The sequence below is a fragment of the Ruegeria sp. BHSC223 genome (assembly GCF_059613025.1).
In genome coordinates, this window is the sequence record NZ_JBXWRR010000005.1 from 1 (window position 1) to 25582 (window position 25582).

31 protein-coding genes and 1 tRNA gene are annotated in these 25582 nt (G+C 61.1%); 22 read left to right on the plus strand and 10 right to left on the minus strand.

Annotated elements, in window-relative coordinates; genetic code table 11:
- Together AC2FNY_RS10260 and AC2FNY_RS10265 are read left to right on the plus strand one after the other, a co-directional pair.
- On the plus strand, positions 1-199 hold a 199-nt coding region (locus tag AC2FNY_RS10260; RefSeq protein WP_496802383.1), incomplete at its 5' end, for a hypothetical protein.
- Positions 200-819: 620 nt separating this feature from the next.
- Complete coding sequence (locus tag AC2FNY_RS10265; protein WP_496802384.1) at positions 820-1755, plus strand: BRO-N domain-containing protein; 936 nt, start codon at positions 820-822, stop codon at positions 1753-1755.
- A gap of 58 nt (positions 1756-1813) precedes the next feature.
- On the opposite strand, the gene AC2FNY_RS10270 is transcribed toward AC2FNY_RS10265, so the two are convergent.
- Entirely contained in the window at positions 1814-1951 is a 138-nt protein-coding gene (locus AC2FNY_RS10270; protein WP_496802385.1) for a hypothetical protein, read from the minus strand.
- A 269-nt stretch (positions 1952-2220) separates the two neighbouring features.
- Between AC2FNY_RS10270 and AC2FNY_RS10275 the strand changes: the two genes are divergently transcribed.
- The 13 genes from AC2FNY_RS10275 (at position 2221) to AC2FNY_RS10335 (ending at position 11658) form a co-directional block, all read left to right on the plus strand.
- Positions 2221-2385, plus strand: a complete 165-nt coding sequence (locus AC2FNY_RS10275; RefSeq protein WP_496802386.1) for a hypothetical protein — start codon at positions 2221-2223, stop codon at positions 2383-2385.
- 75 nt (positions 2386-2460) lie between these two features.
- Entirely contained in the window at positions 2461-3126 is a 666-nt protein-coding gene (locus tag AC2FNY_RS10280) for a recombinase family protein (protein WP_496802387.1), read from the plus strand.
- 331 nt (positions 3127-3457) lie between these two features.
- Positions 3458-4162, plus strand: a complete 705-nt coding sequence (locus tag AC2FNY_RS10285) for a DUF3102 domain-containing protein (protein ID WP_496802388.1) — start codon at positions 3458-3460, stop codon at positions 4160-4162.
- Positions 4163-5463: 1301 nt separating this feature from the next.
- Positions 5464-6120, plus strand: coding sequence for a hypothetical protein (locus AC2FNY_RS10290; protein ID WP_496802389.1), 657 nt, complete (start codon positions 5464-5466; stop codon positions 6118-6120).
- A 94-nt stretch (positions 6121-6214) separates the two neighbouring features.
- Complete coding sequence (locus AC2FNY_RS10295) at positions 6215-6592, plus strand: hypothetical protein (RefSeq protein WP_496802390.1); 378 nt, start codon at positions 6215-6217, stop codon at positions 6590-6592.
- On the plus strand, positions 6589-6822 hold the full coding sequence (locus AC2FNY_RS10300; protein WP_496802391.1) for a hypothetical protein: 234 nt from the start codon (positions 6589-6591) through the stop codon (positions 6820-6822). Before AC2FNY_RS10295 ends, AC2FNY_RS10300 begins: the two co-directional genes overlap by 4 nt.
- Complete coding sequence (locus AC2FNY_RS10305) at positions 6819-7151, plus strand: hypothetical protein (protein ID WP_496802392.1); 333 nt, start codon at positions 6819-6821, stop codon at positions 7149-7151. Before AC2FNY_RS10300 ends, AC2FNY_RS10305 begins: the two co-directional genes overlap by 4 nt.
- Positions 7152-7193: 42 nt before the next feature.
- Positions 7194-7697, plus strand: coding sequence for a hypothetical protein (locus AC2FNY_RS10310; protein ID WP_496802393.1), 504 nt, complete (start codon positions 7194-7196; stop codon positions 7695-7697).
- Between the two features lie 10 nt (positions 7698-7707).
- The gene (locus tag AC2FNY_RS10315) at positions 7708-8703 is read left to right on the plus strand and encodes a hypothetical protein (protein ID WP_496802394.1); all 996 of its coding nucleotides are present in this window, start codon (positions 7708-7710) and stop codon (positions 8701-8703) included.
- An 82-nt stretch (positions 8704-8785) separates the two neighbouring features.
- Positions 8786-9043 carry a hypothetical protein gene (locus tag AC2FNY_RS10320; RefSeq protein WP_496802395.1) on the plus strand — a complete coding sequence of 86 codons (258 nt, stop codon included), beginning with the start codon at positions 8786-8788 and terminating at the stop codon, positions 9041-9043.
- Between the two features lie 21 nt (positions 9044-9064).
- Entirely contained in the window at positions 9065-9346 is a 282-nt protein-coding gene (locus tag AC2FNY_RS10325; RefSeq protein WP_496802396.1) for a hypothetical protein, read from the plus strand.
- Between the two features lie 247 nt (positions 9347-9593).
- Positions 9594-9974 carry a hypothetical protein gene (locus AC2FNY_RS10330; protein ID WP_496802397.1) on the plus strand — a complete coding sequence of 127 codons (381 nt, stop codon included), beginning with the start codon at positions 9594-9596 and terminating at the stop codon, positions 9972-9974.
- A gap of 52 nt (positions 9975-10026) precedes the next feature.
- Positions 10027-11658 (plus strand): AAA family ATPase, encoded by a 1632-nt coding sequence (locus tag AC2FNY_RS10335; protein WP_496802398.1) that lies wholly within the window; start codon positions 10027-10029, stop codon positions 11656-11658.
- 299 nt (positions 11659-11957) lie between these two features.
- Here AC2FNY_RS10335 and AC2FNY_RS10340 read toward each other — a convergent pair whose 3' ends face one another.
- Together AC2FNY_RS10340 and AC2FNY_RS10345 are read right to left on the minus strand one after the other, a co-directional pair.
- The gene (locus tag AC2FNY_RS10340; RefSeq protein ID WP_496802399.1) at positions 11958-13334 is read right to left on the minus strand and encodes a site-specific integrase; all 1377 of its coding nucleotides are present in this window, start codon (positions 13332-13334) and stop codon (positions 11958-11960) included.
- A gap of 91 nt (positions 13335-13425) precedes the next feature.
- A tRNA-Thr gene (locus tag AC2FNY_RS10345) sits at positions 13426-13501 on the minus strand.
- Positions 13502-13666: 165 nt separating this feature from the next.
- Between AC2FNY_RS10345 and AC2FNY_RS10350 the strand changes: the two genes are divergently transcribed.
- Entirely contained in the window at positions 13667-14542 is an 876-nt protein-coding gene (locus AC2FNY_RS10350) for a hypothetical protein (protein ID WP_234167109.1), read from the plus strand.
- 36 nt (positions 14543-14578) lie between these two features.
- On the opposite strand, the gene AC2FNY_RS10355 is transcribed toward AC2FNY_RS10350, so the two are convergent.
- A complete protein-coding gene (locus tag AC2FNY_RS10355) occupies positions 14579-14839 on the minus strand; it encodes a DUF2312 domain-containing protein (protein WP_011046781.1) in 261 nt (86 codons plus the stop codon).
- Positions 14840-14987: 148 nt separating this feature from the next.
- On the opposite strand from AC2FNY_RS10355, the gene AC2FNY_RS10360 reads away from it, so the two are divergent.
- Positions 14988-15209, plus strand: coding sequence for a hypothetical protein (locus AC2FNY_RS10360; RefSeq protein ID WP_439653283.1), 222 nt, complete (start codon positions 14988-14990; stop codon positions 15207-15209).
- An 11-nt stretch (positions 15210-15220) separates the two neighbouring features.
- Here the strand turns inward: AC2FNY_RS10360 and AC2FNY_RS10365 are convergent, their stop codons facing one another.
- Entirely contained in the window at positions 15221-15436 is a 216-nt protein-coding gene (locus AC2FNY_RS10365; protein WP_496802400.1) for a hypothetical protein, read from the minus strand.
- Between the two features lie 258 nt (positions 15437-15694).
- Between AC2FNY_RS10365 and AC2FNY_RS10370 the strand changes: the two genes are divergently transcribed.
- Genes AC2FNY_RS10370 through AC2FNY_RS10385 form a run of 4 tightly spaced genes read left to right on the plus strand, consistent with a single transcriptional unit; the run spans position 15695 to position 17899 of the window.
- Complete coding sequence (locus AC2FNY_RS10370) at positions 15695-16558, plus strand: MBL fold metallo-hydrolase (RefSeq protein WP_234143243.1); 864 nt, start codon at positions 15695-15697, stop codon at positions 16556-16558.
- 40 nt (positions 16559-16598) lie between these two features.
- Complete coding sequence (locus tag AC2FNY_RS10375; protein ID WP_234139452.1) at positions 16599-17027, plus strand: YeeE/YedE family protein; 429 nt, start codon at positions 16599-16601, stop codon at positions 17025-17027.
- Positions 17027-17458 (plus strand): DUF6691 family protein, encoded by a 432-nt coding sequence (locus tag AC2FNY_RS10380; RefSeq protein ID WP_234139451.1) that lies wholly within the window; start codon positions 17027-17029, stop codon positions 17456-17458. The genes AC2FNY_RS10375 and AC2FNY_RS10380 overlap by 1 nt, the downstream gene beginning before the upstream one ends.
- Positions 17459-17467: 9 nt before the next feature.
- Positions 17468-17899 carry a protein tyrosine phosphatase family protein gene (locus AC2FNY_RS10385; protein WP_234139450.1) on the plus strand — a complete coding sequence of 144 codons (432 nt, stop codon included), beginning with the start codon at positions 17468-17470 and terminating at the stop codon, positions 17897-17899.
- Between the two features lie 18 nt (positions 17900-17917).
- Here AC2FNY_RS10385 and AC2FNY_RS10390 read toward each other — a convergent pair whose 3' ends face one another.
- The 5 genes from AC2FNY_RS10390 to AC2FNY_RS10410 all read right to left on the minus strand — a co-directional run bounded on the left by AC2FNY_RS10390 (position 17918) and on the right by AC2FNY_RS10410 (position 23916).
- Positions 17918-19093 carry a FliM/FliN family flagellar motor switch protein gene (locus tag AC2FNY_RS10390; protein WP_496802401.1) on the minus strand — a complete coding sequence of 392 codons (1176 nt, stop codon included), beginning with the start codon at positions 19091-19093 and terminating at the stop codon, positions 17918-17920.
- An 81-nt stretch (positions 19094-19174) separates the two neighbouring features.
- The gene (locus AC2FNY_RS10395; protein WP_234143240.1) at positions 19175-21853 is read right to left on the minus strand and encodes an ATP-binding protein; all 2679 of its coding nucleotides are present in this window, start codon (positions 21851-21853) and stop codon (positions 19175-19177) included.
- Positions 21850-22155, minus strand: coding sequence for a hypothetical protein (locus AC2FNY_RS10400; RefSeq protein ID WP_234167111.1), 306 nt, complete (start codon positions 22153-22155; stop codon positions 21850-21852). The genes AC2FNY_RS10395 and AC2FNY_RS10400 overlap by 4 nt, the downstream gene beginning before the upstream one ends.
- Positions 22152-22532 (minus strand): response regulator transcription factor, encoded by a 381-nt coding sequence (locus AC2FNY_RS10405; protein ID WP_234139446.1) that lies wholly within the window; start codon positions 22530-22532, stop codon positions 22152-22154. Before AC2FNY_RS10405 ends, AC2FNY_RS10400 begins: the two co-directional genes overlap by 4 nt.
- An 85-nt stretch (positions 22533-22617) precedes the next feature.
- On the minus strand, positions 22618-23916 hold the full coding sequence (locus tag AC2FNY_RS10410; protein WP_496802402.1) for a short-chain fatty acyl-CoA regulator family protein: 1299 nt from the start codon (positions 23914-23916) through the stop codon (positions 22618-22620).
- A 228-nt stretch (positions 23917-24144) separates the two neighbouring features.
- Between AC2FNY_RS10410 and AC2FNY_RS10415 the strand changes: the two genes are divergently transcribed.
- Positions 24145-25497 carry a substrate-binding protein gene (locus tag AC2FNY_RS10415; protein ID WP_234139444.1) on the plus strand — a complete coding sequence of 451 codons (1353 nt, stop codon included), beginning with the start codon at positions 24145-24147 and terminating at the stop codon, positions 25495-25497.
- The last annotated feature ends 85 nt before the right edge of the window (positions 25498-25582 follow it).

Genomic DNA, 25582 nt, shown 5'->3' on the forward strand with positions numbered 1-25582 from the left:
TGGTTCCGGCGCGGTCGTCTTGTCATGGTCTTCTCCTCGCTCGCAGCATCATGCTGCTGTTGCGCGGAAAATCCACTTATCCCGGATGTTCAGTTTTCCGGAACCGTCTCTCTTCAACAAGTGGCAGAAACTCAGTCAAGAAGTGTGCTTTGGGGGTGAATTTAGAATCGACTACGAAGAAAGGGCTTACTTGAAGTGATATTCAACAAGAGCGCAGAAGCAGATGAACCACCGGCAGAAACTACCCAACCGCGACTGGCTGACCAACCCCAGACGGGGCGGGAGTGCGAGGGGACGCGACTGCACAAAACGTTCCGGCGGATGCTGGACGATCCGAAAACGACTCCGGAGCAGAAGGAAGAGGCACGGCGGAATATCAAGAAGATCGACTCCCTAGTGAACGCCAAGCGCCGGAAGGCCAAGCCGAAACAGTAGATCCTCTTGTCACGCGTCGGCAGGCTCGTGACGAGATCAAGCACTCGGGCACGTTTTCAACGTAGTGGCGCTGCCAATTTACTACTATCCCGGCCTATTTTCGACTCGCCTACGAGCGCTTGCTTATGTACGCGTCTCAGAAAGCAAGATGGGCTGTATACCATCAACAGAAAAGGGGACTAAAAGGGGGATAAGACCACAAGCCAGGCATCCAATATATTGATTTAAATAAGATATCTGAAACAAGATGGTGCCCCCACACGGGCTGACCACCAAAATCGAACCTGACAAATCCCCACGTTCTCAGAGACTTAGGCTATACGGCCTTCCCGAGTGTGGACCTGTGCGGGACTGGTTTGTGTACCCGCGAAGGTGAACCTAGCGGTGGTGAATCCGGGACGTCAAGGCTGCTTTCATCGCACCGAAGGCAAAGGCCAAGCATGGGTCTGCGCCCGTGACTTCCTCATCGCAGCCGGTGCGCCCGCGCCGCGCTCCCTCGTCGGTGACTTTCTCGCTGACCGCCTCGGGGCCGAAGCAGTGCAGACCCTCAAGGTGCGCGCCCCGGATGGAACCATCCACCGCCTGATCTACGTCCACGCTGAGGCCTGCCAGCGGCTGCTGCAGTTGTACCTCAATGAACCCTTCGCGACCACCGCCAACCTCGCCCTGAAAGGACTAGCCATGACCCTCAACATCAAGTTCGAAGACGGCCCGGTGAAGGTGGCCGAGGCGACCGATTTGGAGGTGGCCGACGCTGCCTATGAGAGCGCCGGGGAGGTGGCCGCGAAGGAGGAACCGAAAGGGGAACCTGAGGTGCAGACCTACAGCTTCAACGGGATGGAGTTCCGCGCTGTCCTTCTCGACGGTGAGCCGTGGTTCGTCGGTGTCGATGCGCTGCTGGCCCTTGGCTACCCTCGCGGAAGCACCTCGGCCATCCTTAATAAGTTGAGCAAAGACGAAAGGGCTAAAACGAATTTAGGTCAAAGAGGGCTGGGTAGCGTCAATGTCGTGTCCGAGAGCGGCCTCTACAAGCTGATCACCCGCAGCGACAAGCCCGAGGCCAAGCCGTTCCAAGAGTGGGTCACCAGAGACGTCCTGCCCTCCATCCGCAAGCACGGCAGCTACAGCATGACCGATGGGGTCGAGGAGCAGCCGACCCAGCAGACCGCCCCGGCACTCGTTGGGGAGATCATCGAGCCGAACCGCCAGCAGATCATCGAGGCAGCCTTCACGGCCATGGTGAGGGGGCGCTTGAATGAAAGCGTCAAGAAGAACACCCAGCGGCCACCCTCGACGACATCCGCAAGGCGGAACGGTTGAGGGCGCTTAGGGGTGACCGAACGGCGTCTGCGGGTGAGCGGGAGTGCCTAGGTTACAACTATCGCCGCACGTAATCATACTGGTCACCGTAGGAATTGCCGCCTTCCGAGAAGATGGACAGAAACAGCGGTATGCCGAGCAGCAAAGCCACAAAAAACGCCAACTTCGCTTTGTCGATTATCTGCTCTTTTTTCACCTTAAGCTCCGATACAGAACCCTCACAACCGGAGTGTCGTTCCGGTCCTTCGACAAGTCAACGTGCTGGGGCCGTTTTATTTCATCACAAAAATCCGACAGCCAGAGATAGATAGAGAGGTTCACGCGCTCCCCCCCGTGGGGCACCCTTGGGAGACCGTTAGCTCCACTTCCGGGAAATCTCCATTAATACAACAAAATCAATTACTTGACTACATATTCTGGGTGCCCATATGATACGGATACAACCCCAACCAAGGAACCTTTCCCATGATCATCTTCGCCTTCCGCCTCGGTCGCTTCGAGTTCGTCGCCCAGCGCGAGACCGTACCTGCCCGTAGCCTGTTCAGCCGCCCAGCGCCGGGAGAGGTCATTATCGACCTTCCGGGGGTCAGCCTGACGATGTCCAACCTGCGCCGCGCCACTGCATCGTAACATGCACAACCATCGTTGACATCTGCAACATCGTGGTGATAGGCCCCTCTTGAACCACCATCGGGGGCCTTTCTCATGAAGCGGTATGTCATCTATCGGCGGGTCAGCACCGAGGACCAAGGCAAGTCAGGTCTGGGCCTAGAAGCACAGAAGCGGGACATCGCGCTCTTCCTCCAGAACTTCTCCGAGGAACCGTTCGAGGTCATCGGGGAGTTCGAGGACCACCTGAGCGGCAAGTCGGCTGACAGGCCAGAGCTGATCAAGGCGCTGGAGTTGGTCAGGAAGACCGGGGCCGAACTGTTGGTCGCCAAGTTGGACCGACTGAGCCGCAAGGTCTCCTTCATCGCGACCCTCATAGATGACCCGAAGGTAAAACTGCGGGTGGCCTCGATGCCGAACGCCGACAAGTTCCAACTGCACATCTATGCGGCCCTCGCAGAGCAGGAACGGGAGTTCATATCGGCAAGGACAAAGGCTGCGCTGGCTGAGGCCAAGGCCAAGGGGAAGAAGCTGGGAGGGCTGCGCCCGAAGACCGAGGCACGGAACAAGGCTATTCAGATCAACGCCAAGGCCAGAGCCGACAAGGTGGCCGGTGTGGTGCAGCCGTTGCGGGCACAGGGTGCTTCCTTGCGACAGATCGCAGAGGCGCTGAACTCCTCGGAGGTGCCGACGGCTCGTGGTGGCCGGTGGCATGCGTCACAGGTCAAGCGGGTCTTGGAGCGGCTCGAAGGGGCTGACTAAAGGTGCCGTGGCGGGCAACTTGGGTGGACCCTGAAACAAAGTCTGGGCGCTGTTCTTGATGCCCACGCGCACAACACAGGTCTTCCAGTCCGTCTGGTTATCGCCGCGAAGCCCATAGGCCGATGCTTTATACTATAGGCACGACGAGGACCGATGCTGCCCAACGCCGTCGCTATCCAACTTAAACCCGCGACAGCGGATGCATGACAATTCACCCACACCATTGAGTTAACCGAACCGACCCGGCCATCGGGCCAGGGCGACCCAGCCACTGCACCCCGATACCCCAGCCACCCCAGCCACAACGAACAACAACGCAAGGACCACCCGCATGACGCTTCACGCCACCGACTTCGCCGCCACTGCCACCGTCGCCCTGGCTGCCGATACGCATGCCCTCACGGCCACCGCCAAGCTGGCCATGGAGATCAACGACAAGCACCGCGAGGTGGTCACCCTCGGGCGCACCGCCAAGGAGATCGCTGCCGAGATCGGAGAGATGCTGATCGAGGTGAAGCAGAAGCTGGCCCATGGGGAGTTCATGCCGTGGGTCGAGGCGAACTGCACCTTCAAGCGCCAGACCGCGCAGGACTACATGAAGGTCGCCAAGGCAAAATACCAGAGCGCCGGTAATTTCGACCGCTGCGAGAGCATCGCCGATGTCCTTGCCCTCGGGAAGCCCAAGCCGGAACCAAAGCCCGAGCGCCGAGCGGCCACCCTCGACGACCTCCGCAAGGTGGAACGTCTGCGGGCACTGAGGGATGACCCGGCCTGCACCGAGGGTGAGAAGGCAGCCGCCCAAAGGAAACTTGACGAGATCGAGAAGGAGATTGGGAAGGTGGAACCTGAAGACGTGGACCCCCACGCCGCCCTCAAGAAGAAACGAGAGATAGAGCTGAAAGCCTGCAAGGTAATGGACAGGCTCTCCACCTGCCTCAAGCCGAGGGTCAGGGCTGGCGTGATCAACGCCCTCGTCAAGGCATACACAGACACCCCCGAGAAGCTCGACGAGCTGCTCCGCGAACTGAGCAACTGAAAGGAAGACCCATGGGAACCAAGCTCTCAACCATGCTGACGTCCGACACCTGTATCCGCTTCGGAACGGTGGTCAGCCACGATGGTTAGGACCAAGCCCCGCAGCTGGTGAACTCTGCGACCTTCCTAGGGGTGCCTTTCACGGTGCCTCTAGGAGGAGTTGACCTTCGCGCTGGCAATGCTGCCGATTGTCGGCGGTTGCAACTTCATCTCCTGTTCTCGTGGTGACCGCTAATCCGCCTCCGCACATGTAATGGGGAACCTTGAGGTGCCAGTGAGAGTGGCCCGAGGCAGAAGCGTGACAATTCACCCACACCATAGCCACAACACAACCGACGACAGCAACAGCTCCGCCATGCCCTGAGACGGCAGCATGACCGGAACCCACATACCAGCCCTAAGAGAACCGAGCCGACGCGATTTGTCACAAGCGCCTGCCTGTCGAGGGGCGCTAACCAATGGTTTTGACGAACTCGTGACAGCCCTCCGGCGTCATCCCTTTTTCGCCATCGCGTGACAGCAGACCTGTCGGGGCAGACCCAACTGCTTTCGGCAGCGGAGACCAAGGAGATGATGACAGCTTCACGGAAACTCCGAGCCTAAAGCCTTCAGTCCCAAGCCCCACATACCCCTCTCGCATACCCGCTCGGGTTCCCGTCTAGGTGCAGGCTGTGGTTCCCCTGAAGGTGTCTGTTCGGGTTTCATGTTATGTGGACGCGAAGGTGACATCTCCTCCATGGTCTTTTCAAGGCGAAGCCTGACTGAAGGTGACCCTGTAGATGCCCCACAGGAGACCCGTTCGATTGGACCCGAACATGGACCTCTGACTGACCTACAAGCTAATGCTAGCGGTATATCTCCTCCGTGGCGAAGCCATCGGAATGGGTCTGCCCAGCGATAGCGCCCTGTGAAGGTTACCTGCTGGTGCCCCGTTAACATGACGCCAGAGTATCTGGTCGACCCAGCACATGCTCTTCACTGTTCCCTCTACTTCCTGTCGGCTGAGAGCCGCCATGATGATGTTCTCACCCTAAGTCCACCTCCCCGTGACCCTGAAGGTTCCCCTCTAAAGATACGGGGGGCGGATTAGCTCCGTCCTTGCCCCACAACCCCACAATGAAAGCTCTGACCATGACTGCTGCCGCCTCACCCGGGGGCACGGCAGCCGTGACGATTTCCTGCCCAGCCTGTGGGGAGGACTTCGCACCGCGCCGCACCAACCAGACATACTGCTCCCGCCCCTGCCAGAAGCGGACCACTCGCCACGCAGCCCGAACAGACCGCTCCAAGGAGATGAAGGCCATGAACCAGAAACACATCGCCCTTCTCATCCACCTAAACCACCTCGTCTTCGGCGTGCCCCGTGACCAGCAGCTTGGAGCCATAAAGCGGGTCTTGGATACCGCCACCGAGCAGGACATAACCATCCGAGGAGCATATGGCGACAGCAGCGATGCTCACGTGGTCCCGAAGATATGGAAGGTCTCCCCGGCAGACATCCGTCGCCTCCTCACTAACCCTCGTTTGACCAAGGCCAACCGGTACAACGAAGCCCACGATTACCTATTCTACGGGTGCAGGCCCAAAACCATCTCTCAGGCAGCCCACGCATACACCATGAAGTTCTTCGGCATGTCCCTCAGGGACTACCTCAAGGCTGCCCGCGACGGTGAAGTTGACGGCATCCTTCAGGAACCATTCATCGGGAAACGCGAGCGCCAGTTCGTGCTGGTCACCCATGCGGAGATGTTCGAACAGGCCAATGGGTTCCCCGACATCTTCCCCGATAGCTGGTCCGATGAGGTCCGAGAGTTCACCGAGAAGGATGAGCCGTCAGAAGATGAGAGGCAGAACGTCAGCGACATCTTCCATACCATTACCTTCGAATGCGGCGAAGCAGGTCTGACCCACTGGCTTCGGCTCCACAAGATCGCGTGGTCTGAGCGCCTCGCAGCCTGACCCGCCAATCCCAACGCCCAACTTCACGCGCCCCTGCAGGTTCCGCCTGCGGGGTCTTTCCCATTTCCCTCCCCAACCCGCAAGGAACCACCCTATGCAGAAGACCAACTGGCTCCCCGCCCACGAATACTACCAGACCGGACGCGACCCCCTGCGTGGCAAGCGTCTGCTGATCAAGGCTGAACACGGCAATGCCGTCCGCGACGAGATCGCCAAGGTGATGTCCGTTCACGAGATCGCAGAGGCCCTCGGTGACAAGGCCGAAGCAGCCGACGTGATGACTGCCAAGGCTGGCCGGTTCTCGACCGTCCGTGTCCGTGCCGACCTCGTGGGCTTCCTCAAAGCCATCCGCATCCGCTACCAGCAGAACACTGGCGAGGACATCTCGCTGCCCAACATCATGTCCCTGATGGCCCTCCACGGGATGCACGGTGTCTTGGCGATGCCCGAGTTCGCACGGGTGTCCGCATGAGAAGCAACAACTTCAACAAGCGGCGTCAACTCCGTCTCCAAGCCGAAGCTCTCCGAGCCGCCTCTGAAAGCCTGTCTGCGGATTTTCAACGCGGACGACCGCAGGATGGTCCCAACGAGGCCATCGCGGATGCCTTTGAGCGGAAGCTGGCAGCGACACTGACGGAGCGCGCAAAGTACCGGCACATCGGGCAGCATGATGAGAACGACGATGAGGAGGACGGGGTATGAACAGCCGCCAGCTCCGCGCCGCAGTCCTTGACCACGTCCCGCTCGCTGCATTCTTCCTCGCTGAGGAACGCGGCAAGCCCAAGCCCCGTTCCAAGGACTTTTGGGACAACCCCCACGCCCAGCGCCCCCTCAGGCTCACCGGCAGTCCCGTTATCGTTGGCCTTATCGAAGTCCTCAGCGACCAGATGGAGGCAAACACTGGCACCCGTCCGAAGAAGGCCGAGGTGTTGAACCGCTTGATAGCCGAGGGTCTCGCAGGATTGGCGCGCCACCCCGACTTCGCTGGTCTTACGCAGCCACGCCCTGAATGGCCCGAGGACACCGAGTGACCCGCCTCTCGGTCCCACCGAAAACCACAAGAAAGATGCAACATGCAAACGACATACACCTCGAAGGCGTGGTCCACGCTTCGGCATCCCGACAACCAGGACGCACATCCGCAGGAAATCTGGAGGTGCCCCGAGCGCGGATACCGACTGATCGTCCCGACCGCCATCACCCACAACAAGTTCACCTCGGCACCCGTTCTGGTCTCCATTCAGGTGCCCCGAATTGACCGTGAGGGCACCGACACTGGCTGCTGGTTCACGGTGGCCAGCGCCTCTTCACGAAGCGCACTGTTTAGCCGTCTCCGCGTCTTCCTCGCCCGCACCGAGGACAGCTACTGGATAGGCCGCATGGTTCCTGACGCGGTCCTGCGTGGCCAGACGTTCCCCGCTGATCTCTACTCCATCGTGAAGGCCCTCCCGCAGAACTTCGCGCACCTCCTCGACTGGACCGTCGAAGACCTTCTCGAAGGTGCCATGGCGATTGCCAGACACCATGGACGGCAGCATGCCATCCACCATCCCAACCACCACCACATGTCTCAATAAGGATACGACCATGTCGAACTGGATCACAGCAGCAGGCAACACCGAAGCCTCGACCTCCAACCTCGCAAACCGCGACCTCCCTTCCACCATCAAGGCCGAAGTCGGCCATGGCGGTTACGAGATCAGCAACGGGCAGTTGACCCAATCCTCGGGCCACACCCACTCGTTCAAACCCAATGACGACGAGACGGCTGGTCTGCTCTCGACCGTCCGTACAGAAGGCGGCAGCGCCATCGTGAGCCGCGCGCCCAAGGGAAGCGACGTGATCATGTATCGGGGGATGGGCATCTCGCTCAATGTGGCCGCATCGCTGGGCCTCGTGACCCGCAACAGCGACGGAACCTTCTCGGAAAAGCTGGCCATCAGCGACCCGACCGCACAGGCCAAAGCCCAGATGGCGACTGCCAAGGGCACCGATACGACCACCGACACGGGCACTAAGACAGGCAGCAATAGCGATGCTGCGAAGGTGACCTTCGGGGAAGCTGGAGACGCCGCGATGGCTGACCTGATGGCCAACCAGATGCCGGGGAACCTGTTCAAGACCGTGGACAGCATTCTCCACACGGGCGACATGGACAAGGCCACCATCGAGCGCATGGCGTCCATGGCAGGCGTCGAACCGTCCGAGATGGAAGCCAAGGTCGCGACCGTCTGGCAGGGCGCTTATGACGCCGCCAGCGATTTCATGGCCGACGCGGGCATCGAGAATGGCGAGGCGTTTCAGGCCTTCATTACCTCCGACGCCATACGGAAGTCCGACATGCTGGAAGCGGCGCGGAACTACTTCGTCCACCACAAGACCGAGGGTCTGCAGGCCATGGCCGACGCATATCTGCCCCAGATTGACCGCTACGAAGGTGCCCGCGTAAAGGAGTTGCTGACTGCTGCAGGCTGGCAATTCACTGATCGCCCGGGTGGTGGCCTTAACGTGATCGTAAATGGCCAGCAGGTCTCCTTCGAGGTCGCGGTGAAGCAGAAGATCATCACCTTCTCACGCGGCTGACGCACCGCCCCCACAGTCCACCTTGACGCGCCCCTGTCGGTTTTCCCTGCGGGGGCTTTTTCACGCCCGAAAGGCAGACATCATGACCAACAGAAATCACGAGACCTCGGACGACTACGCCGCCGTCGTTGCATACCTGACTGACACCATCAGGGTCATCTCCTGCAGGAACGACATCCAATGGATACTCCAGAGGCGCAAGAATGGCGGTGCCGAGCGGCCTTGGATGTCCAAGGGGTACTTCCGCACCCGGAATGCTCTGATGCGGGTCGGCGCTGGTTTAGGAGCGCCCATCGACAAGCTGGAAGCCCTCCCGGCCACCTTCTTTCCAACCAACTGAAACCTACAAGGAACACTTCCCATGACCACCAAGACACTGCGCAACGGCTTCTTCGTCAGCGATGGAAACCCCGATCACGTCAACCCCGGCTGCAACCAGACAGCCACCAATACCTTCGGCTCCGGTGCAGCCCCGAGCGCGGCTGAGAGGGCGGCGGAAGGTATGAAGCGGTATGCTGCCTATCAGAAGGAGAATGCCAAGATGTTGGCGCTTGACGAGGAACGGGAGAAGCAACGCCGGGAGCAGGAACACATGCGCAAACATCTCCGGCAGCAGCTGTCCCACAAGGACATCTACGGCTGATGCTATCGATACCCCTGTGGTTGCCCTTGCGGGTTGCTGCGGGGGTTTTATCTGTCGATCTCCGAAAAGGCGAAAAGGAATATACGATTTCGTCTTGAGGGCGTAAGGCGTCCGTGTCTCACGCGGGAGACAGAAAGCACGCACGGTTCGTTTCCCTAAAATTTCCAACCAGACCGCTTGGGAATTGGAGCGGGACAGGGAGCCGAAGCAAGAATCCGGATTCTACACGCACGAGTATATCAGCGCGTTGGGCACCCTCGATAACTGTCGCCTGCACACGATCACCTTGGACGACCACGAGAACGAGACGTTCACGAAATTGCACGTGACCATCTACCCGGTGCCGCTCGAGAAGCTGAAGGAGACCGCGAAAGTCGACACCCTGTCCATCATCGGTGAAGAGGACGACAAGCCCGAAGAAGGCTGGATGAAGGACGAGATCGGGTCGATCCACTTCCACGGCGCGGACGAGTACAACCACGAGTCGAAGATTTTCGCCTCCGTGTTCCTGTCCCAAGACAAGTACGACGACCTCGTGCTGCCGGTTGACGCTGGATTGGCTCGACGCGGCACTGGCATCGTCAAACAGCGGTGCGCCGGTATAAAAAGCCAAAAGCGCCCGTTGTGAAGGCTCCAAGCCCTCGATAGTATCGCCAGAAAATAATAAATCGCAGAGCACTATGACCTTCAATTTTTCTATCCCCACCCCGGGTGAAGTTCTCGCAGTAGAGTTCGACCCAGGCGAGACTGTCATATTCGTCGGAGCGAACGGTGGCGGAAAAACGCGTCTCACAGTTCATATCGAAAATAACCTGAAAGATGCGGCACACCGCGTATCTGCACATCGTGCGCTTTCGATGAACCCTGAGGTTCAAAAAATCAGCGAAAGGAAAGCGCTCTCCGGGTTGCGATTTGGATACACAGGCGGCGCATCGAACGATGCTACAGTGCAACATAGGCGCAACCACAGGTGGGGCAGTAAAGACGCGACCCATCTGCTGAATGATTTCGATTATCTCATCCAAGCGCTTTTTGCCGATCAGTCCAACACCTCTTTGAAAGCCTATCATCGGCATAAGCCGGGCGCAGATCAAAGCGAAGACAGCTTCGAGATCACCAAGTTCGACAAGCTTCTAGAAATCTGGAACCGCCTTCTTCCTCACCGTCAACTTATCATCTCCGGGGATAACATCACAGTTTCAGCCGGTGGCGTTGGTGGAACCTACCCTGCCTCCGATATGAGTGATGGGGAGAGAGCAATCTTCTACATGATAGGGCAAGCACTGGTTGCAGCGGAAGGAACGGTCTTGATCGTCGATGAACCAGAGCTTCATGTTCATCGCTCGATAATGGCGAAGCTTTGGGATGAAATAGAAGCCACTCGAAGGGATTGCGGATTTATTTATATTACTCACGACCTTGATTTCGCGGCAGCGCGATCCGCAAAAAAATATGTCATTCGAGATTTTTCACCTCAGCCCCACTGGGCGATTGAAGAGATTCCGGACAACACCGGATTCCCGGAAGAACTGGTCACGCTCATTCTAGGCAGTAGGCGTCCCATCCTCTTTGTAGAGGGCACGCATGATAGCCTTGACTACGCAATATACCGTGCATGCTATCCAGAATGGACGGTTGTTCCAAAGTCTTCTTGCTCCGAAGTAATCCATTCAGTGGTTTCAATGCGGGCCAATGCGAGTCTCACCCGGGTAACATGTTCTGGTATCGTGGACGGTGATGATTACAGCGATGAGGATGTCGCTTACTTTGAAGGCTTGGGGATCAAGGTCATTCCCGTATCGGAGGTCGAGAATCTTATCGCACTTCCAGTCGTTTGCTCCGCGATTGCCGAATCAGATGGCTTCACTGGTGCGGACTTGCAGAAAAAGCTCGATGACGTCTCCAATGGAATATTCGGTTTACTCGATAATGATGAAAAGATTGACAAGGTGGTCACCCGCCATTGCCAAAGGCGCATTGATCGAATGCTGAAGCAGCTCGATTTCTCAGGCTCAACATCGAGTGATGAACTAATTCGGGAATACAATATTCGCACTGAAAATCTGGATATTTCTGGGATCGTAGAAGCTCGAACACGAGAGATTAGGGCCGCCATAGAGCAGAAAGACTTGGCGGCACTTCTGCGCTATTACGACAATAAAAGAGGGATCACCGCAACCTTGGCGTCAGTTTTGAAAGGGACCAGAAGGGAAAACTTTGAATCGTGGGTTATCAGAGTTCTTGCGGCAAATAGCTCAAGCGGCATAGCAAACGCAGTGAAGAGCGTTCTTCCAGCTATCGAGCCTCGGTAGCTCGAGTCCGTTCTTTCCGCACACCTGACCTCCGACGGCACCCGCAGGACGCATGCGCAGCGAAAGCCCGGTTCGACGGGCCGCGCCGCCGCATGCTCGGTATCGCTTCAACGGCAGGTCAGGGCTGCTCGCATCGTTTCACGCAGGATAACCGAAAGTCGGGAAAGTCCCGCAACCCGGTCGTTGCGACCTTTTGCCGAAAGTTCGCTGCTGGTTGAAACCGCCGTTGAGGTGGGCCTGTTTATAGGTGCTGACCCTAGGATGCTAGCAACGCTGACAAAACCGGGTCAACCGCAGGACTAGGTATTTGCATTCTCCACTGCCTCCAACGCCCTCAGCGCCACCACTAGCAACCCCTCCTCGCCCCCGTAGGTCTCCCCTATGTTGGCTGGAGCATGACCGAGGACGATGTCCTGAGACGCCTTGTCCACCCCAGCCTTTCGCATCTGGTCCTTGAGGCCGTGGCGCAGGGAATGGACCTTGTGACGCTTGTCGGTAGTGAACCCTCGCAGGTGCTTCATCAGGGCAGCGGATGCCGCGTCAGCGCCGCGCTCACGGGCATAGCGGGGGAACAGGTTGGGTTGGCCCTCTGCGGCCTCAACGGCTTCCCGCGCCGCCTCCAGAGCGTCCCCAAGGAGGGGCACCGAGCGGATACTGGACAGGGTCTTGAGACGCCGCCCCTCGTGCCACCGGATGCGAATGCATGGTGTTAGTCCATCAAGCTCAACGTCCACTACCCGAAGGCCCGTCACCTCGCCAAGGCGGCAGCCCGTCCCGGTGAGAATGCGCCAGATCAACTGGAGTTCGCCCGACAGCTTGGACCGCATGGCAAATACGATCTTCGCCGGGAGGGGTTCCACCTTCTCACGAGCCGCAACCCGCGCCCCCGCTGCCGCAGAAAGCCCCTCAATCGGCAGACGGTCGAAGGGGTTGTCGAAGTTCAGGAGACCGAGTTCAAGGGCACCGTAGGAGATCACTGTCCGCAGCAACCCCAGCTCTCGCTTCACCGAGGCGGGCGAGACACGGCCTTCGCCTCCGAGTTTCTCCCGAGAGAGCATGTAGTCGCGCACCTTGCGGGCATGTTCGCGGGTCAGATTGGGCAGCGGCGTAGTTGCTGGCATGCCTGCTTCTTCGGCGTGGCGCATGACCCGTTCGAGTCGAACCAACGTGCCCCGATGCTCCGAGCCGACACCGCCCCCGAGCTTTTCCGTCACGTACACCTCGCGGGCATCTTCAACGGTGAACGCAGGGGGCGACCGTTGAGGGTCCATGAGGGCTTGCACCACCAGAGGCGACTTACCTAGCGAAGCCAAGCTCTCTGCCAAAAGTTCCCGAGAGTGTTCAGGGATGAAATCGTCCGAGCTTGGGTCATCTCCAACACCGCCCGCACCAACGACACCCGATGCCAATTCATCAGCTTCCCTGAGGGCTTCTTCCCACGCTGCCCGAAAGGTCAACTTCTTACGGGGAGACTTGGCAGCGGCGACCTCCTTCTCGAACTCAGCTTCAACAAGCGCGTACTTGCGAAAAAGGTCAGCATCAGACCGAGCCTTGATTACCCGCTTCCACTCCCCCTTGCCCAGCGCCGATTTGGCTGCGGCTGGAACGCGCTTCCGGTATTCCCAGGCTCCCGGACGTATCTCCGTCAGATACTTCAACTTCATCACAACGCCCATAGTGTGGACCTCCCGTGTACCCGAATGTGGACCCAAGGAGGCAGTCATGCGCCTGTTTTCGTTGAGAATATCGGGGATTTCAAGAGATGAATGGTGCCCCCACACGGACTCGAACCGCGGACCTACTGATTACAAATCAGTTGCTCTACCAGCTGAGCTATAGGGGCAACAGGACCCGATTAATCGCAGGTCGGTTCGACTTCAAGATGGAAATCAAGGCCCATTGAGGAAAATCTCCGACAGTGTCCCTGCCGCAAGCGTTTGACTGCCTTGCACCTAGCTTGTAGTCAGGGAACTATCTGTTTGTTTTTCATAAGGAAGCCCGGCAAACGATGCAGGTGGTATTCCATACTGGCTCGCATGGCACCGACGACGATCGTTTGATCAAATGCCTGCTGAGCAACAAAGAGCCGTTCTCTCAGCGTGGCGTTGCCGTTCCGGGGCCGGCACAGTATCGCGCCCTGTTCAAGAAGGTCCTGACCGCGCTGGACGAGGCCGAACCCGAACCGCAGGCGCGCGAGGTGTTGATAGAGGCGATTCTGGATGGTGAGGTAGCCGACCGGGTGATCTTTTCGGATGCCAATTTCTTTGGCTCGCATTGGTCCGCCCTGGGCAAGGGCATGTTCTATCCCCGCGCGGCGACCCGCATGGCGAACCTACAAGCCATTTTTGCCTATGATCAGGTCGAGATGTTCATGTCGATCCGCAATCCGGCGAGTTTCGTCCCCGATGTCCTTGGCGCCCTCCCTGAAAAGGGTGCGGCCGAGGTAATGGAGGGTATGGATCTGCACAAGCTGCACTGGACCGGAATGGTCGAGAGCATTCGCGCCGCCGCCCCGAATGTACAGTTGACCCTTTGGTGCAACGAGGATACGCCGCTGATCTGGGCGCAGATCATCCGCGACATGGCAGGGCTGGAACACGGCAACAAGATCGTGGGCGGTTTCTCGCTCCTGTCCGAGATCATGTCCAAGGAGGGCATGCAGCGGTTTCGTGCCTATCTGGCCGAACACCCCGAACTGAGCGAGATGCAGAAACGCCGGGTCATCGCCGCCTTTCTCGACAAATATGCGCTGGAGGATGCGGTCGAGGAAGAACTGGACCTGCCCGGCTGGACCCATGAACTGGTCGACCAGCTGACAGAGCTATACGACGAAGACGTATTCAGCCTGCAACGCATTCCGGGCGTGCAGTTTATCGCCCCCTGACCCGTCCGGCTGCGGACGGGCCATCGGGCGCGCGGCTCACGCCATACCCAGCGCCGCCTTGTACATCTCCAGCACCGCCTCTTCCTCGGCGATGTCGTCCTTGTCGCGCTTGCGCAGGGCGACGATCTTGCGCATGACCTTGGTGTCGTAACCGCGCGCCTTGGCCTCGGCCATCACCTCTTTCTGCTGGTCGGCGATGTCTTTCTTTTCCTGCTCCAGTCGCTCGATCCGTTCGATGAACTGGCGCAACTCGCCTGCGGCGATCCCGTAATTGGCGTCTGATTGGGGCTGATCCATCGGTGCGATCTCCATCGGTGCGTTATGCGGCGACGAGCGGGATAACGCGGCGCCGGTTCGCCTGCAAGGATCATTTCCCGCCGGTTGCACCGGATGGGCCGATGCGGTAACGCGGGCGCGCAACTGGCGTAACAGACGGGGCGCGGTCATGCTGTTCGACATCATCATCTGGACGGGCGCCGCCCTGTCGTTGCTTGGACTGGCCGGGCTGGTCTGGTGCATCCTGCGCGTCAACCGTGCCCGCAAGGCCGGGCTGAGCGACGATGAACTCCGCGCCGCAGTTCAGGCGGTGCTGCCCTGGAACCTGGGTGCGCTGTTCCTGTCCGTCATCGGGTTGATGATGGTGATGGTCGGGATATCGCTGGGCTGAGCGCGGCGCGCTCAGACCGGCATATTGTCGAACCGCGCCTCGACCGCATCCTCGCACAGCGCCGCATCAAGCTGGCGCAGTCGCGCAGGCACTTTCAGCCCATGCTGCCGCATGCGGTCCATGACCCGGCTGAATTCCGGCTGCACCTCAAGCCGGATATTCAGCGGCGCCCCCGTTACCCGTCGCTCCAGACGCTCGGCGGCGTGATATAGATCCTGTGCTGTCATGTGTCTTCTCCCCTGTATCGGAACCGAATCTGCCACAGCCGCGTAACAGGCTTAAGAAACTTCCCGGACATTCGGCCCCATCTCCCGGCCGAAAGGGCGGATATGCCTGTTTTCGTGGCGATTGCCGCATCCTTGCACAGCACCCGTTCGCGCGCATTGACCGACATCAAAACGCCCCGGATATAGAAAAGTGGCACATGGGAGTTGCATCATATTCACAATTTACCATATGATCCAGGAAACCAACAGGAGTCCGTCATGACCCCCTTCGTAAAAGCCTTCTTCGACGAAGCCACCTTTACGGTGTCCTACGTGGTGCGCGAGCCCGACGGCCGCGCCTGCGCCATCGTCGACAGCGTGCTGGATTTCGATCACGCCTCTGGCCGGACAAACACCACATCGGCCGATGCGATCGTGGACTACGTCACCGCCGAGGGTCTCAATGTCGAGTGGATTCTCGAAAGCCACGTGCATGCCGATCACCTCTCCGCCGCGCCCTATCTGCAAGAGCGTCTGGGCGGCAAGATCGGCATCGGCGCCAACATCACCATCGTGCAGGACACGTTCGGCAAGGTGTTCAACGAGGGCACCGAGTTCCAGCGTGACGGCAGCCAGTTCGACGCGCTGTTCCGCGAGGGTGACAGTTTCCATATCGGCCAGATGCGCGGCGACGTGCTGCACACGCCCGGCCACACGCCTGCCTGCCTGACCTATGTGATCGGTGATGCGGCCTTTGTCGGTGATACGCTGTTCATGCCCGATTTCGGCACCGCGCGATGCGACTTCCCCGGCGGTTCTTCGGCGACGCTCTACCAGTCGATCCAGAAGATTCTCGCCTTGCCGGATGAAACCCGAATTTTTGTCGGCCATGACTACAAGGCGCCGGGTCGCGATGAGTACGCCTGGGAAACCACCGTGGGCGAGCAGAAGGCGCTGAATATCCATATCGGTCAGGGCCGCAGCGTCGAAGAGTTCGTCCAGATGCGCGACGCGCGCGATGCCACGCTGGGCATGCCGCGGCTGATCCTGCCTTCGCTTCAGGTCAACATGCGCGCGGGCCAGATGCCGCCGGCCGACGAACAGGGCAATGTCTTTCTGAAACTGCCGGTCAACAAGCTCTGACCGGCAGTCCAATCAAGCGCGAACAGGGAACACGGTTATAATGGAAACGGATTGGATTTGGGGGCTGGTCGGCGGGCTGTTGATCGGCACCGGCGGCGCGGTCTATCTGCTGGGCAATGGCCGCATCATGGGGGCCAGCGGCATTCTGGGCGGCCTGATCGACGGCACCGGGCGCGGCAACTGGGTCGAGCGGGCGGTGTTCCTCTTCGGCGTCGTGGTGGCGCCGCTGGTGCTGTGGCCGCTCTACAGCGTCGAGATCGACACGCATGTGACCAGCGATATCTGGGTCATCGTGGCCGCAGGCCTGCTGGTCGGGGTCGGCACCCGTATCGCCAATGGCTGCACCTCGGGCCACGGGGTCTGCGGCATCTCGCGGTTCTCGCTGCGTGGTATCGTGGCGACCGTGTTCTACATCCTCGCCGGCGGTCTGACGCTTGCGATCTTCCGCCATGTCCTGGGGGTGATCTGATGCGCTTGCTGATTTCGCTTGTCGCCGGGGCGCTGTTCGGCGGCGGCCTCTTTGTCTCGGGCATGACCGATACACGCAAGGTACAGGGTTGGCTGGATGTGTTCGGCGACTGGGACCCGACACTGGCCTTTGTGATGGGCGGCGCCATCCTGCCGATGCTGCTGGCCTGGCGCCTGACCGAGGGGCGCAAACCGTTGGCGGGTGGCAGCTTTCCGGCGCTGCCGCGCCCCGAAATGGATCATCGCCTGATCACCGGATCGGTGCTGTTCGGCATGGGCTGGGGCCTGGCCGGTCTCTGCCCCGGTCCGGCCATCGCCTCGCTCAGCTATGGCGGGGTTGGCGGGCTGATTTTCCTGGTTGCGATGCTGGCGGGCATGGCGGTGGCGCCCCGCGTCGGCACGCAACTGGACAGGCTCGCGGCAACGGCCTAAGGAGCGGATATGGATATTCGACCGATCACCCCCCGCTACGCCGTCTCGCCGCAGATTTCGGTCGAGGACATTCCCGCCATCGCAGCCGCCGGTTTCACCCGGATCATCTGCAACCGCCCCGATGCCGAGGTGCCGCCCAGCCATCAGGCCGAAGCCATCGGCGCGGCCGCGCGCGCGGCGGGGCTGGATTTCGAGGTGCTGGAGCTGACCCATCAAACCATGACACCAGAAAACGTGGCGCGGCAGACCGCGCTGGCCGAGACTGCCAGCGGCCCGGTTCTGGCCTATTGCGCCTCGGGCACCCGGTGTTCCGTGGTCTGGGCGCTGGGTCACTGTGGCGCGCTCGGCGCCGATGCTGTACTGAGCAAGACCTCGGCGGCGGGTTACCCCCTCGACGCGCTGCGCCCCCGACTGGAAGAGATCGCAGCCACGCGGAGCTAGTCCGCTAGCCCAGTCGGATCATCGCGGTTCGGCCACCTCTTCCTCTCGCTGCAACCCGGCCAGTTCCGCTATCTCCGAGGCAACCTTATCGGTGCTCAGCGCCGGAAGGTCGAATTCCGACAGCGCATCCAGATCGTCCACGCCTTCAGACTCGGGATCAATCTCCTCGAAATCTTCAGCAGTCCTGCGCGAGCGGCGGCGTGGCGGCGGCGGATCCGCGTGTTCTAAAATATCTGTGTCTACCTGCGCCTGTGGCGGTTGCGCGTTAGCGGGCCTGTGCGCCAGAAAGTCGTCTGGTGCCTGCTCGATCCGCTTCGGATCGGGTAGTTTCTCGTTCAGGCGCACCGCCCGCATGCCGCGACTCTGGCCCAACCGGGCCAACGCCACCTGGCGCCTCTCGATGGTAACGATCTCTGTCCTGTCGAGCTTGAGCCCCACCAGTGGCAACAGATCACCGGGCTGCATGCCGGCAAAGGCCGCAAGCGGCAAGCGAATACGCGCGATCACCGCATCAAGCTCTGCGCGGACAACACCGAATGCCTCGTCCAGACGCCGTCCCCGGGGCGTGCCCCCCCCCTCGGCGCCAGACAACTCAGCATCGGGGCGGTCGGGCAAGATCAGGGTGATCTGACCCTGAGCTTTACCCCCGCCTATTTCGGCGGTCAGGTCGAAAGCCCGATAACGGTCATATTCCAAAAGCAACAAAAGGGCCCTGCGGCTTTCGGCGCGGGCGCAGAACTCGTATCCAGTCACACAGGTACGGTCAGCGGGTTGATCCACCATCTCTCTCGCGCGCGGCAGCAGCGCATCTATTAACGGCGCCACCATAGCGGCGTCAGTGCCCGTAAAGGCTCGTTCGACAATCCCGCCTGCCACCACTTGCCCCATGGTCTGCTGTTGCAGAATCGCCGTGACGCAGGCCCGGTCAATACAAGCCGCACCAAGCGCTCCATCCGGCCCCGAGAGTATCAGGTAAAGCCGGTCCTCTGCCACCGCGCGCCCCAGCTCGTCCAGTTCACGCCTGGCCTGGGTCGCCCCGATCACAGACATAGCGAGCCCGACCGCCTCATCCGCAGCGCGGGCCAATGCCAGGCGCAGCGCGCGCAGGATCGAGCGGGTATCGCCCTGGCCTTCGTCCCGGGCCAGGGCCAGTTTCCGTTCCAGAACCGTCTTGTTTTCCGCGTCCGTCGCCATCACATGCGTTTCGCCTACCGCTCCGCTTCTGTCTTCAGACAGATGTAGCGCGACAAGCGTTACCAAGCTCTTTACGACGATCTATTGCGCGGCGATTTCCATGCCGACCGGCAGGCTGACACGGAACGCGCCACCCTCCTGCCCCGAGAGATAGCTGACATCACCGCCCAGGCGCTGCATGATCTCGCGGCAAATCGCCAGACCCAGGCCGGCACCACCGGCCTTTTCAGCGCTGACACGGGCAAATTTCTCGAAAACCATCTTGCGGGCATCCAGCGGGATACCCCCGCCATTGTCGATCAGATCGACCACGATCCGCCCGCCCACGTCATGCACGGTGATCGTCAGTTCGGGGTCGGCCGCATCGCAATATTTCTGCGCGTTCGAGATCAGGTTGATGAAAACCTGCGACAGCCGGTCCAGATCGGTGCGCAGCGCAATCCGTTCGGCCCCACGATGGCGGCGCACCCGCAGCGCCCTGTCAGTGCCCGTCAACGCCGTCGCCACGGCGCGATCAAGGATATCGACCAACCGCCCTTGCCCCATGTTCAGCGTGACCTGACCGTTTTCCAGCACGCTCAGGTCCAGCAGGTCGTCCAACAGCCGGGTCAGTCGCAGCGCCTCGTCATGGATGATGGTGGCGTAGCGGGTCTTTTCCACCGGCTCGAGTCCGTCGGTATCGCGCAGAATCTCGGAAAACGCCCGGATCGAGGTCATCGGCGTGCGCAATTCGTGGCTGATCTGGCTCAGGAACGCGTCCTTTTGCAGCGAGATCTGGGTCAGTTTCTCGTTTGCCTCGCGCAATTTACGGGCAGTGCGACTGAGCTCGGCCGATTTCGCCTCGAGCCGGCTGGAATACTCAAGCAGCTGCGCGGATTCATCGGCCACCGCCAGCAGGTCCTCGACCGAAACCGAGGAGCCGCCAACGATCTGGCCGATCATCGCATGCGCCGTGGCCGCCCCGACCGAGCCACTGAGTTCCCGCTCCAGCCGCTCCAGAAAGGCCGGGTTCGGCTCGGGCAGATAGGCGCGGCTGCCCTGCGCCACCGCCTCGGAATGAAAGAACTCCTGCGCCTCGCGCGCGCCCATGATGCGCTGCGACATGATCATCAGGTCCTCGCTTTGCGCAACGGACCCGGTCCAGCCCCGCGGCCCGGCGGAATGGTCGAACACGTTGACGAACTGCGCGCCCTGCAACCGCTCCAGCGGACTGGGAAAACTCAACAGCGAGGCGATGCAGAAGGCGGCGGTGTTCAGCGACAGTGACCACATCACCGAATGCACCATCGGGTCGAGCCCGTCGATGCCGAACAGCGCCTGCGGGCGCAGCCACGAAAAGCCGAACAGCCCGTCCTCCATCACCGAGGGCGCGATCACCCCGGCGCCCATTCCGGGCAGCAGCAACGTATAGAGCCAGAGAACGAACCCCACTGTCAGCCCGACCAGCGCACCGGTCCGGGTGGCACCGCGCCAGAACAGCCCCCCCACCAGCGCCGGCAGGATCTGGGCGATACCGGCAAAGGCAATGAGCCCGATCGAGGCCAGCGCCGCGCCGCCTCCCGACAGGCGATAGTAGAAATAGCCAAGCGCCAGAACCGCCGCGATCGACACCCGCCGGGCATAGAGCACCACCGAACGCACATCCCCCGAGACCGAGGCGCCGCTGCCCTGGGCGTTCAGCCAGATCGGCATCACGATATGGTTCGACACCATGGTCGACAATGCCATGGCCGCCACGATCACCATAGAGGTGGCCGAAGAAAACCCGCCCAGAAAGGAGAGCATCGCCAGCGTCTCCTGTCCCTGCGCCAGCGGGATCGTCAGCACGAACATGTCCGGATTCGCCCCCTTGGGCATGATCTCCAGCCCCACCACGGCAATGGGCACCACGAACAGGCTCATCAGCATCAGATAAAGCGGAAAGGCCCAGGCGGCGGTGCGCAGGTGGCGTTCGTCATCGTTCTCGACCACCATCACCTGGAACATGCGCGGCAGGCAGACAAAGGCCGCCGCCGCCAGAAAGGTGATGGTCGCCCAGCGCCCGTGATCGACCTGCCAGACCCCGATTTCCGAGGCGTCGATGCGTGACAACGTATCACCCAGCCCGCCGGCGATACCCCAGACGACAAAGATCCCCACCGCCAAAAGCGCCACCAGCTTGACCACCGCCTCGATGGCGACGGCGGTGACCACACCGTGGTGGCGCTCGTTGGCGTCCAGGTTGCGGGTCCCGAACAGGATGGCGAACACCGCCAGCCCGCCCGCCACCCAGAAGGCGCTTGACCCCTCACCCGGACGGCTGACCGGATCAGCCTCGGCGAAGATATCGAAGCTGAGGGTGATCGACTGGAGTTGTAGCGCGATATAGGGGGTGACACCGATCACGGCCAGCAGGGTAACGCAGACCGCCAGCGTGTTCGACTTGCCATAGCGCGACGAGATCAGGTCGGCGATCGAGGTGACCCGCTGCGAGCGCCCCACCCGCACCAGCTTGCGTAATCCCCACCACCAGCCGATCATCACAAGCGTCGGCCCCAGATAGATGGTGACGAATTCCAGCCCCGAGCGCGCCGCATAGCCCACGGCACCGTAAAAGGTCCAGGCCGTGCAGTAGATCGACAGTGACAGGGTATAGACCAGCGGCGAGCGCAGCCAGGTCGTGCGCCCGGTCGAGGACAGCCGGTCTGCGGCAAAGGCGACCCCGAACAGCAGGATCACATAGGTCATGCAGACCGCGACCAGGACGTTGAGAGAGGTCACCGCTCGGTCTCCTGCCCGATCTGATGACCGCCACTCTGACGTGTGGCGCGTCCGAACAGGGCGCTGACCGCGATCAGGATGGCCCAGACGCCGAACACATAGGTGATGGCCGCCGACATCCGCACGGTACCCGCCCCCTCGGACGGCCAGAGCAGCGGTACGGCGAACAGCGCCGCTCCCATCAGCGGCAACAGTCGCGCGGCATCCATCAGGCGGCGGCGGCGATAGCTTTGCCGCTCAAGAAACACGGGCGGCGGCTGGACAGGGTTGCGCCCGGTCTCCTCGCCCGCCGACCGGCTCATGGGCGCGATGCCTGTGCGTGCAGATCCCGCACCGCTGTCAGCACCTCTGCATTGGAAAAGGGTTTGGTCATGAAGCGGCTGACCCCGGCCTTTTCCGCCATGTCGCGATCGCGCGACTGGCCACGCGCGGTCAGCATCAGAACCGGCAGATCCCGCGTCGCCACCCGCTCGCGCAATTCTCGCAGGATATCCATGCCGCTCTTGCCCGGCAGCATCACGTCCAGGATCACCAGATCGGGCGCGGCGGCGGTGATCTTCTCGACCGCATCCGCCCCATCCTCGTGCGTTTCAACCTGCCAACCATCGCGCGTCAGCAGGAAACGAATTGCTTCAGCGATGTTCGGCTCGTCTTCGATCAGCAGAAGCCGTCGGCTCATCCTTGCCCCTTCCTCCCCCAAAAGGTGGCGGACTGCTGCCCGCTCGTTTTCCCGAATTCAGATTAGACCCGCTGTCAGGGGCCTGTCAAAACCCTTCGGACAGGATCGACGGTTCGCGCCGCGCCGCGCAGTCGCGGCGCGGGCACACCCGGCACGATGCACCGACCGGCTGCGCCGCCTGCCGCCCCCGCTCGGCGGTTGGTACAGGCAGGATCAGCATGACGGAACGGATCACCGGATCACTGTCGAATTCCGGCATGCCCTGGGGCCAGGCGACGGCGAGGCAATCGAACTCTGCCGCATTGCGCCCCAGCTGCGACACCCGCCGGCGGATCGGGACGAGCGGCCGGCCAAGCGCGGCGTAAAGCGGCCAGAGCGGACAGGATTCGCCATGCCTGGGCAAGGCGAAACCGGTCACCGGCTTGCGAAACAGGATACTGCCCGAGGCGTCACAGATCACCAGTCCGGCTTCGTGTGGCAACACGCCTTCGGGCAGGCTGGCGAGGCGCCGGAACATCGCAGGCAGCCCGACGCCAAAGCGTCGCGCCAGCGCGACCGGATCGAGCCCCAGAACATCCAGTGCCGACACCATCTCGGGCAGCGGCATGGCACGCGCATCGGCGGCATAGACCGCAAGCATCGAGCGCGCGATTTCGCGCGCGGCGCCCGAGGCCAGATCGTCGAGCGGCACATCCGCAACCGAGCCACCCTTTTCAAGTTCGGTGAAATGGTGACCGCGTCCGGCGACGAAGGCCTCGACCTGCTCGACCGGGACACCGGTGCGGTCCTCACCCGCCTCGCTGTCGTCAAGCCAGCCCACCAGCGATTTAGAGCTTTCTGCCAGACGCTCGGCGTCCTGGTGCAGGTTGCGATGGAACCGGTCGCGCCATTCCGCCTCCAGCTCTCCCGGTTCGGCAAGGATCGCCGCCGTCGAACGGATCGCGGCCGCGGTCGACAGCACCTCGTGCAGCGACGCGGCAAGATGCGGGTCATGCGTCAGCCGATCAGACAAAGTTTCGACCGTGCGTTCCAGCGACCCAACCCGCCGGAAAAGCCGCGCCAGAAGCTCGGCCCAGCCCGGAAAGCGGCCCGCGAATTCATCGACCCGGTCCGCCTCGGCGGCGGTGGAACCGGCATCGGCGGCCGCCTCGCGCAGCGTCGCCAGCAACGCCGCCTCGGCACCCTCGGTCAGCATCGAAGGCTCGACCGACAGTGCAGCCGCGATATCGACCAGCAGTTTACCGCCGATTCTGCGCCGGTTGTGCTCGATCAGGTTGAGATAGGAGGCGGAAATATCCACCTTGCGGGCCAGATCGGCCTGCCTGAGACCGATCATCAGCCGCCGCTCGCGGATTCGACTGCCCGTCAATGTGTCGCGTGCCATGGTATCCCGTTCCCGGAATGTGAATAAAAATCAACGGGTTTCTGCGGCGCGACATAAGGTTTTTTACATCATCCTCGAAAACCGTGTTGAGAGATTTACAGAATTTTCTTTCGGTTTAAAGGGGTTATTGCGTAATTTTCCAATCCCCCACCATACTGCTTTTGCACACATGTGCCTGCGCATCGCGGAAGAGGAGCCGCCGCGCACGCAATCTTTTGGGAGGAAAACATGTCCAAGAACCAAGTCACGCGTCGGGGCGTGCTCAAGACCGGTGCGGTTGCCGGGGCCGGTGTGGCCCTGCCGACGATCTTCACCGCGTCGTCGGCCGCCGCCTATACCAACGAACCCACCGGTGGCACCGTCACCCTGGGTTTCAACGTGCCCCAGACCGGCCCCTATGCGGATGAAGGCAATGACGAATTGCTGGCCCAGCAGCTGGCGGTCGAGCATCTGAACGGGATGGGCGACGGCGGCTGCCTGAACACTTTCACCTCGAAGGCACTCAAAGGGAACGGCATCCTGGGCAAGAAGGTCCAGTTCGTGACCGGCGACACCCAGACCAAGTCGGACGCCGCCCGCGCAGCAGCCAAGTCGATGATCGAAAAAGACGGCGCCATCATGATCAACGGCGGCTCGTCCTCGGGCGTGGCCGTGGCCGTGCAGGGCCTATGCCAGGATGCCGGCGTGATCTTCATGGCGGGCCTGACCCACTCGAACGACACCACCGGCAAGGACCGCAAGAAGAACGGCTTCCGCCACTTCTTCAACGCCTACATGTCGGCGGCCGCCCTGGCACCGGTGCTGTCCAAGGAGATGGGGGCCGATCGCCGCGCCTATCACCTGACCGCGGACTATACCTGGGGCTGGACGCAGCAGGAATCGATCGCAGCCGCGACCGAGGCCATGGGCTGGGAGACCGTCAACAACGTGCTGACGCCGCTGGCATCGACCGACTTCTCGTCCTATATCGCGCCGGTCCTGAACTCGGGCGCCGACGTGCTGGTTCTGAACCACTATGGCGGCAACATGGTCAACTCGCTGACCAACGCGATCCAGTTCGGCCTGCTGGACAAGGTCGCCAACGGCAAGGACTTCAAGATCGTCGTGCCGCTCTATTCGGAACTGATGGCCGCCGGTGCGGGCGAGAACATCAAGGGCGTGCTGGGTTCGATGAACTACAACTGGCAGCTGGACAACGAAGGCTCCAAGGCGTTCGTCAAATCCTTTGGCGAGAAGTATGGCAAGCCGCCGTCGAACTCGGCCCAGACCTGCTATGCACAGGTTCTGCTCTATGCCGATGCCTGCGAACGGGCCGGAACCTTCAACCCCTGCGGCGTTGCCGAAGCGCTGGAAGGCTTCGAATTCGACGGTCTGGGCAACGGCAAGACGCTCTATCGCGCCGATGACCATCAGTGCTTCAAGGACGTTCTGGTTGTGCGCGGCGCGCAGAACCCGACCAACGCCTATGACACGCTGGAAATCGTCGAGGTCACCCCGGTCGAGCAGGTCATGTACGCCCCCGATCACCCGATGTTCGGCGGTGCCGAGGCCTCGCTGGGCGAGTGCAACTCGGGCGCATAATCCGGGCCAGAGAATTTTCGATGAAAATTCTCTGATTTCCGCAAAGCCGCCCTTCCCGGCCCCGGCTGGGAAGGGCGTGCGGTAC

Coding starts and splice junctions, on each gene's coding strand:
- AC2FNY_RS10275 (WP_496802386.1), top strand. CDS start 2,221: ATGATCATCTTCGCCTTCCGCCTCGGTCGCTTCGAGTTCGTCGCCCAG.
- AC2FNY_RS10280 (WP_496802387.1), top strand. CDS start 2,461: ATGAAGCGGTATGTCATCTATCGGCGGGTCAGCACCGAGGACCAAGGC.
- AC2FNY_RS10285 (WP_496802388.1), top strand. CDS start 3,458: ATGACGCTTCACGCCACCGACTTCGCCGCCACTGCCACCGTCGCCCTG.
- AC2FNY_RS10290 (WP_496802389.1), top strand. CDS start 5,464: ATGAACCAGAAACACATCGCCCTTCTCATCCACCTAAACCACCTCGTC.
- AC2FNY_RS10295 (WP_496802390.1), top strand. CDS start 6,215: ATGCAGAAGACCAACTGGCTCCCCGCCCACGAATACTACCAGACCGGA.
- AC2FNY_RS10300 (WP_496802391.1), top strand. CDS start 6,589: ATGAGAAGCAACAACTTCAACAAGCGGCGTCAACTCCGTCTCCAAGCC.
- AC2FNY_RS10305 (WP_496802392.1), top strand. CDS start 6,819: ATGAACAGCCGCCAGCTCCGCGCCGCAGTCCTTGACCACGTCCCGCTC.
- AC2FNY_RS10310 (WP_496802393.1), top strand. CDS start 7,194: ATGCAAACGACATACACCTCGAAGGCGTGGTCCACGCTTCGGCATCCC.
- AC2FNY_RS10315 (WP_496802394.1), top strand. CDS start 7,708: ATGTCGAACTGGATCACAGCAGCAGGCAACACCGAAGCCTCGACCTCC.
- AC2FNY_RS10320 (WP_496802395.1), top strand. CDS start 8,786: ATGACCAACAGAAATCACGAGACCTCGGACGACTACGCCGCCGTCGTT.
- AC2FNY_RS10325 (WP_496802396.1), top strand. CDS start 9,065: ATGACCACCAAGACACTGCGCAACGGCTTCTTCGTCAGCGATGGAAAC.
- AC2FNY_RS10335 (WP_496802398.1), top strand. CDS start 10,027: ATGACCTTCAATTTTTCTATCCCCACCCCGGGTGAAGTTCTCGCAGTA.
- AC2FNY_RS10340 (WP_496802399.1), bottom strand. CDS start 13,334: ATGGGCGTTGTGATGAAGTTGAAGTATCTGACGGAGATACGTCCGGGA.
- AC2FNY_RS10350 (WP_234167109.1), top strand. CDS start 13,667: ATGCAGGTGGTATTCCATACTGGCTCGCATGGCACCGACGACGATCGT.
- AC2FNY_RS10355 (WP_011046781.1), bottom strand. CDS start 14,839: ATGGATCAGCCCCAATCAGACGCCAATTACGGGATCGCCGCAGGCGAG.
- AC2FNY_RS10360 (WP_439653283.1), top strand. CDS start 14,988: ATGCTGTTCGACATCATCATCTGGACGGGCGCCGCCCTGTCGTTGCTT.
- AC2FNY_RS10365 (WP_496802400.1), bottom strand. CDS start 15,436: ATGACAGCACAGGATCTATATCACGCCGCCGAGCGTCTGGAGCGACGG.
- AC2FNY_RS10370 (WP_234143243.1), top strand. CDS start 15,695: ATGACCCCCTTCGTAAAAGCCTTCTTCGACGAAGCCACCTTTACGGTG.
- AC2FNY_RS10375 (WP_234139452.1), top strand. CDS start 16,599: ATGGAAACGGATTGGATTTGGGGGCTGGTCGGCGGGCTGTTGATCGGC.
- AC2FNY_RS10380 (WP_234139451.1), top strand. CDS start 17,027: ATGCGCTTGCTGATTTCGCTTGTCGCCGGGGCGCTGTTCGGCGGCGGC.
- AC2FNY_RS10385 (WP_234139450.1), top strand. CDS start 17,468: ATGGATATTCGACCGATCACCCCCCGCTACGCCGTCTCGCCGCAGATT.
- AC2FNY_RS10390 (WP_496802401.1), bottom strand. CDS start 19,093: ATGGCGACGGACGCGGAAAACAAGACGGTTCTGGAACGGAAACTGGCC.
- AC2FNY_RS10400 (WP_234167111.1), bottom strand. CDS start 22,155: ATGAGCCGGTCGGCGGGCGAGGAGACCGGGCGCAACCCTGTCCAGCCG.
- AC2FNY_RS10405 (WP_234139446.1), bottom strand. CDS start 22,532: ATGAGCCGACGGCTTCTGCTGATCGAAGACGAGCCGAACATCGCTGAA.
- AC2FNY_RS10410 (WP_496802402.1), bottom strand. CDS start 23,916: ATGGCACGCGACACATTGACGGGCAGTCGAATCCGCGAGCGGCGGCTG.
- AC2FNY_RS10415 (WP_234139444.1), top strand. CDS start 24,145: ATGTCCAAGAACCAAGTCACGCGTCGGGGCGTGCTCAAGACCGGTGCG.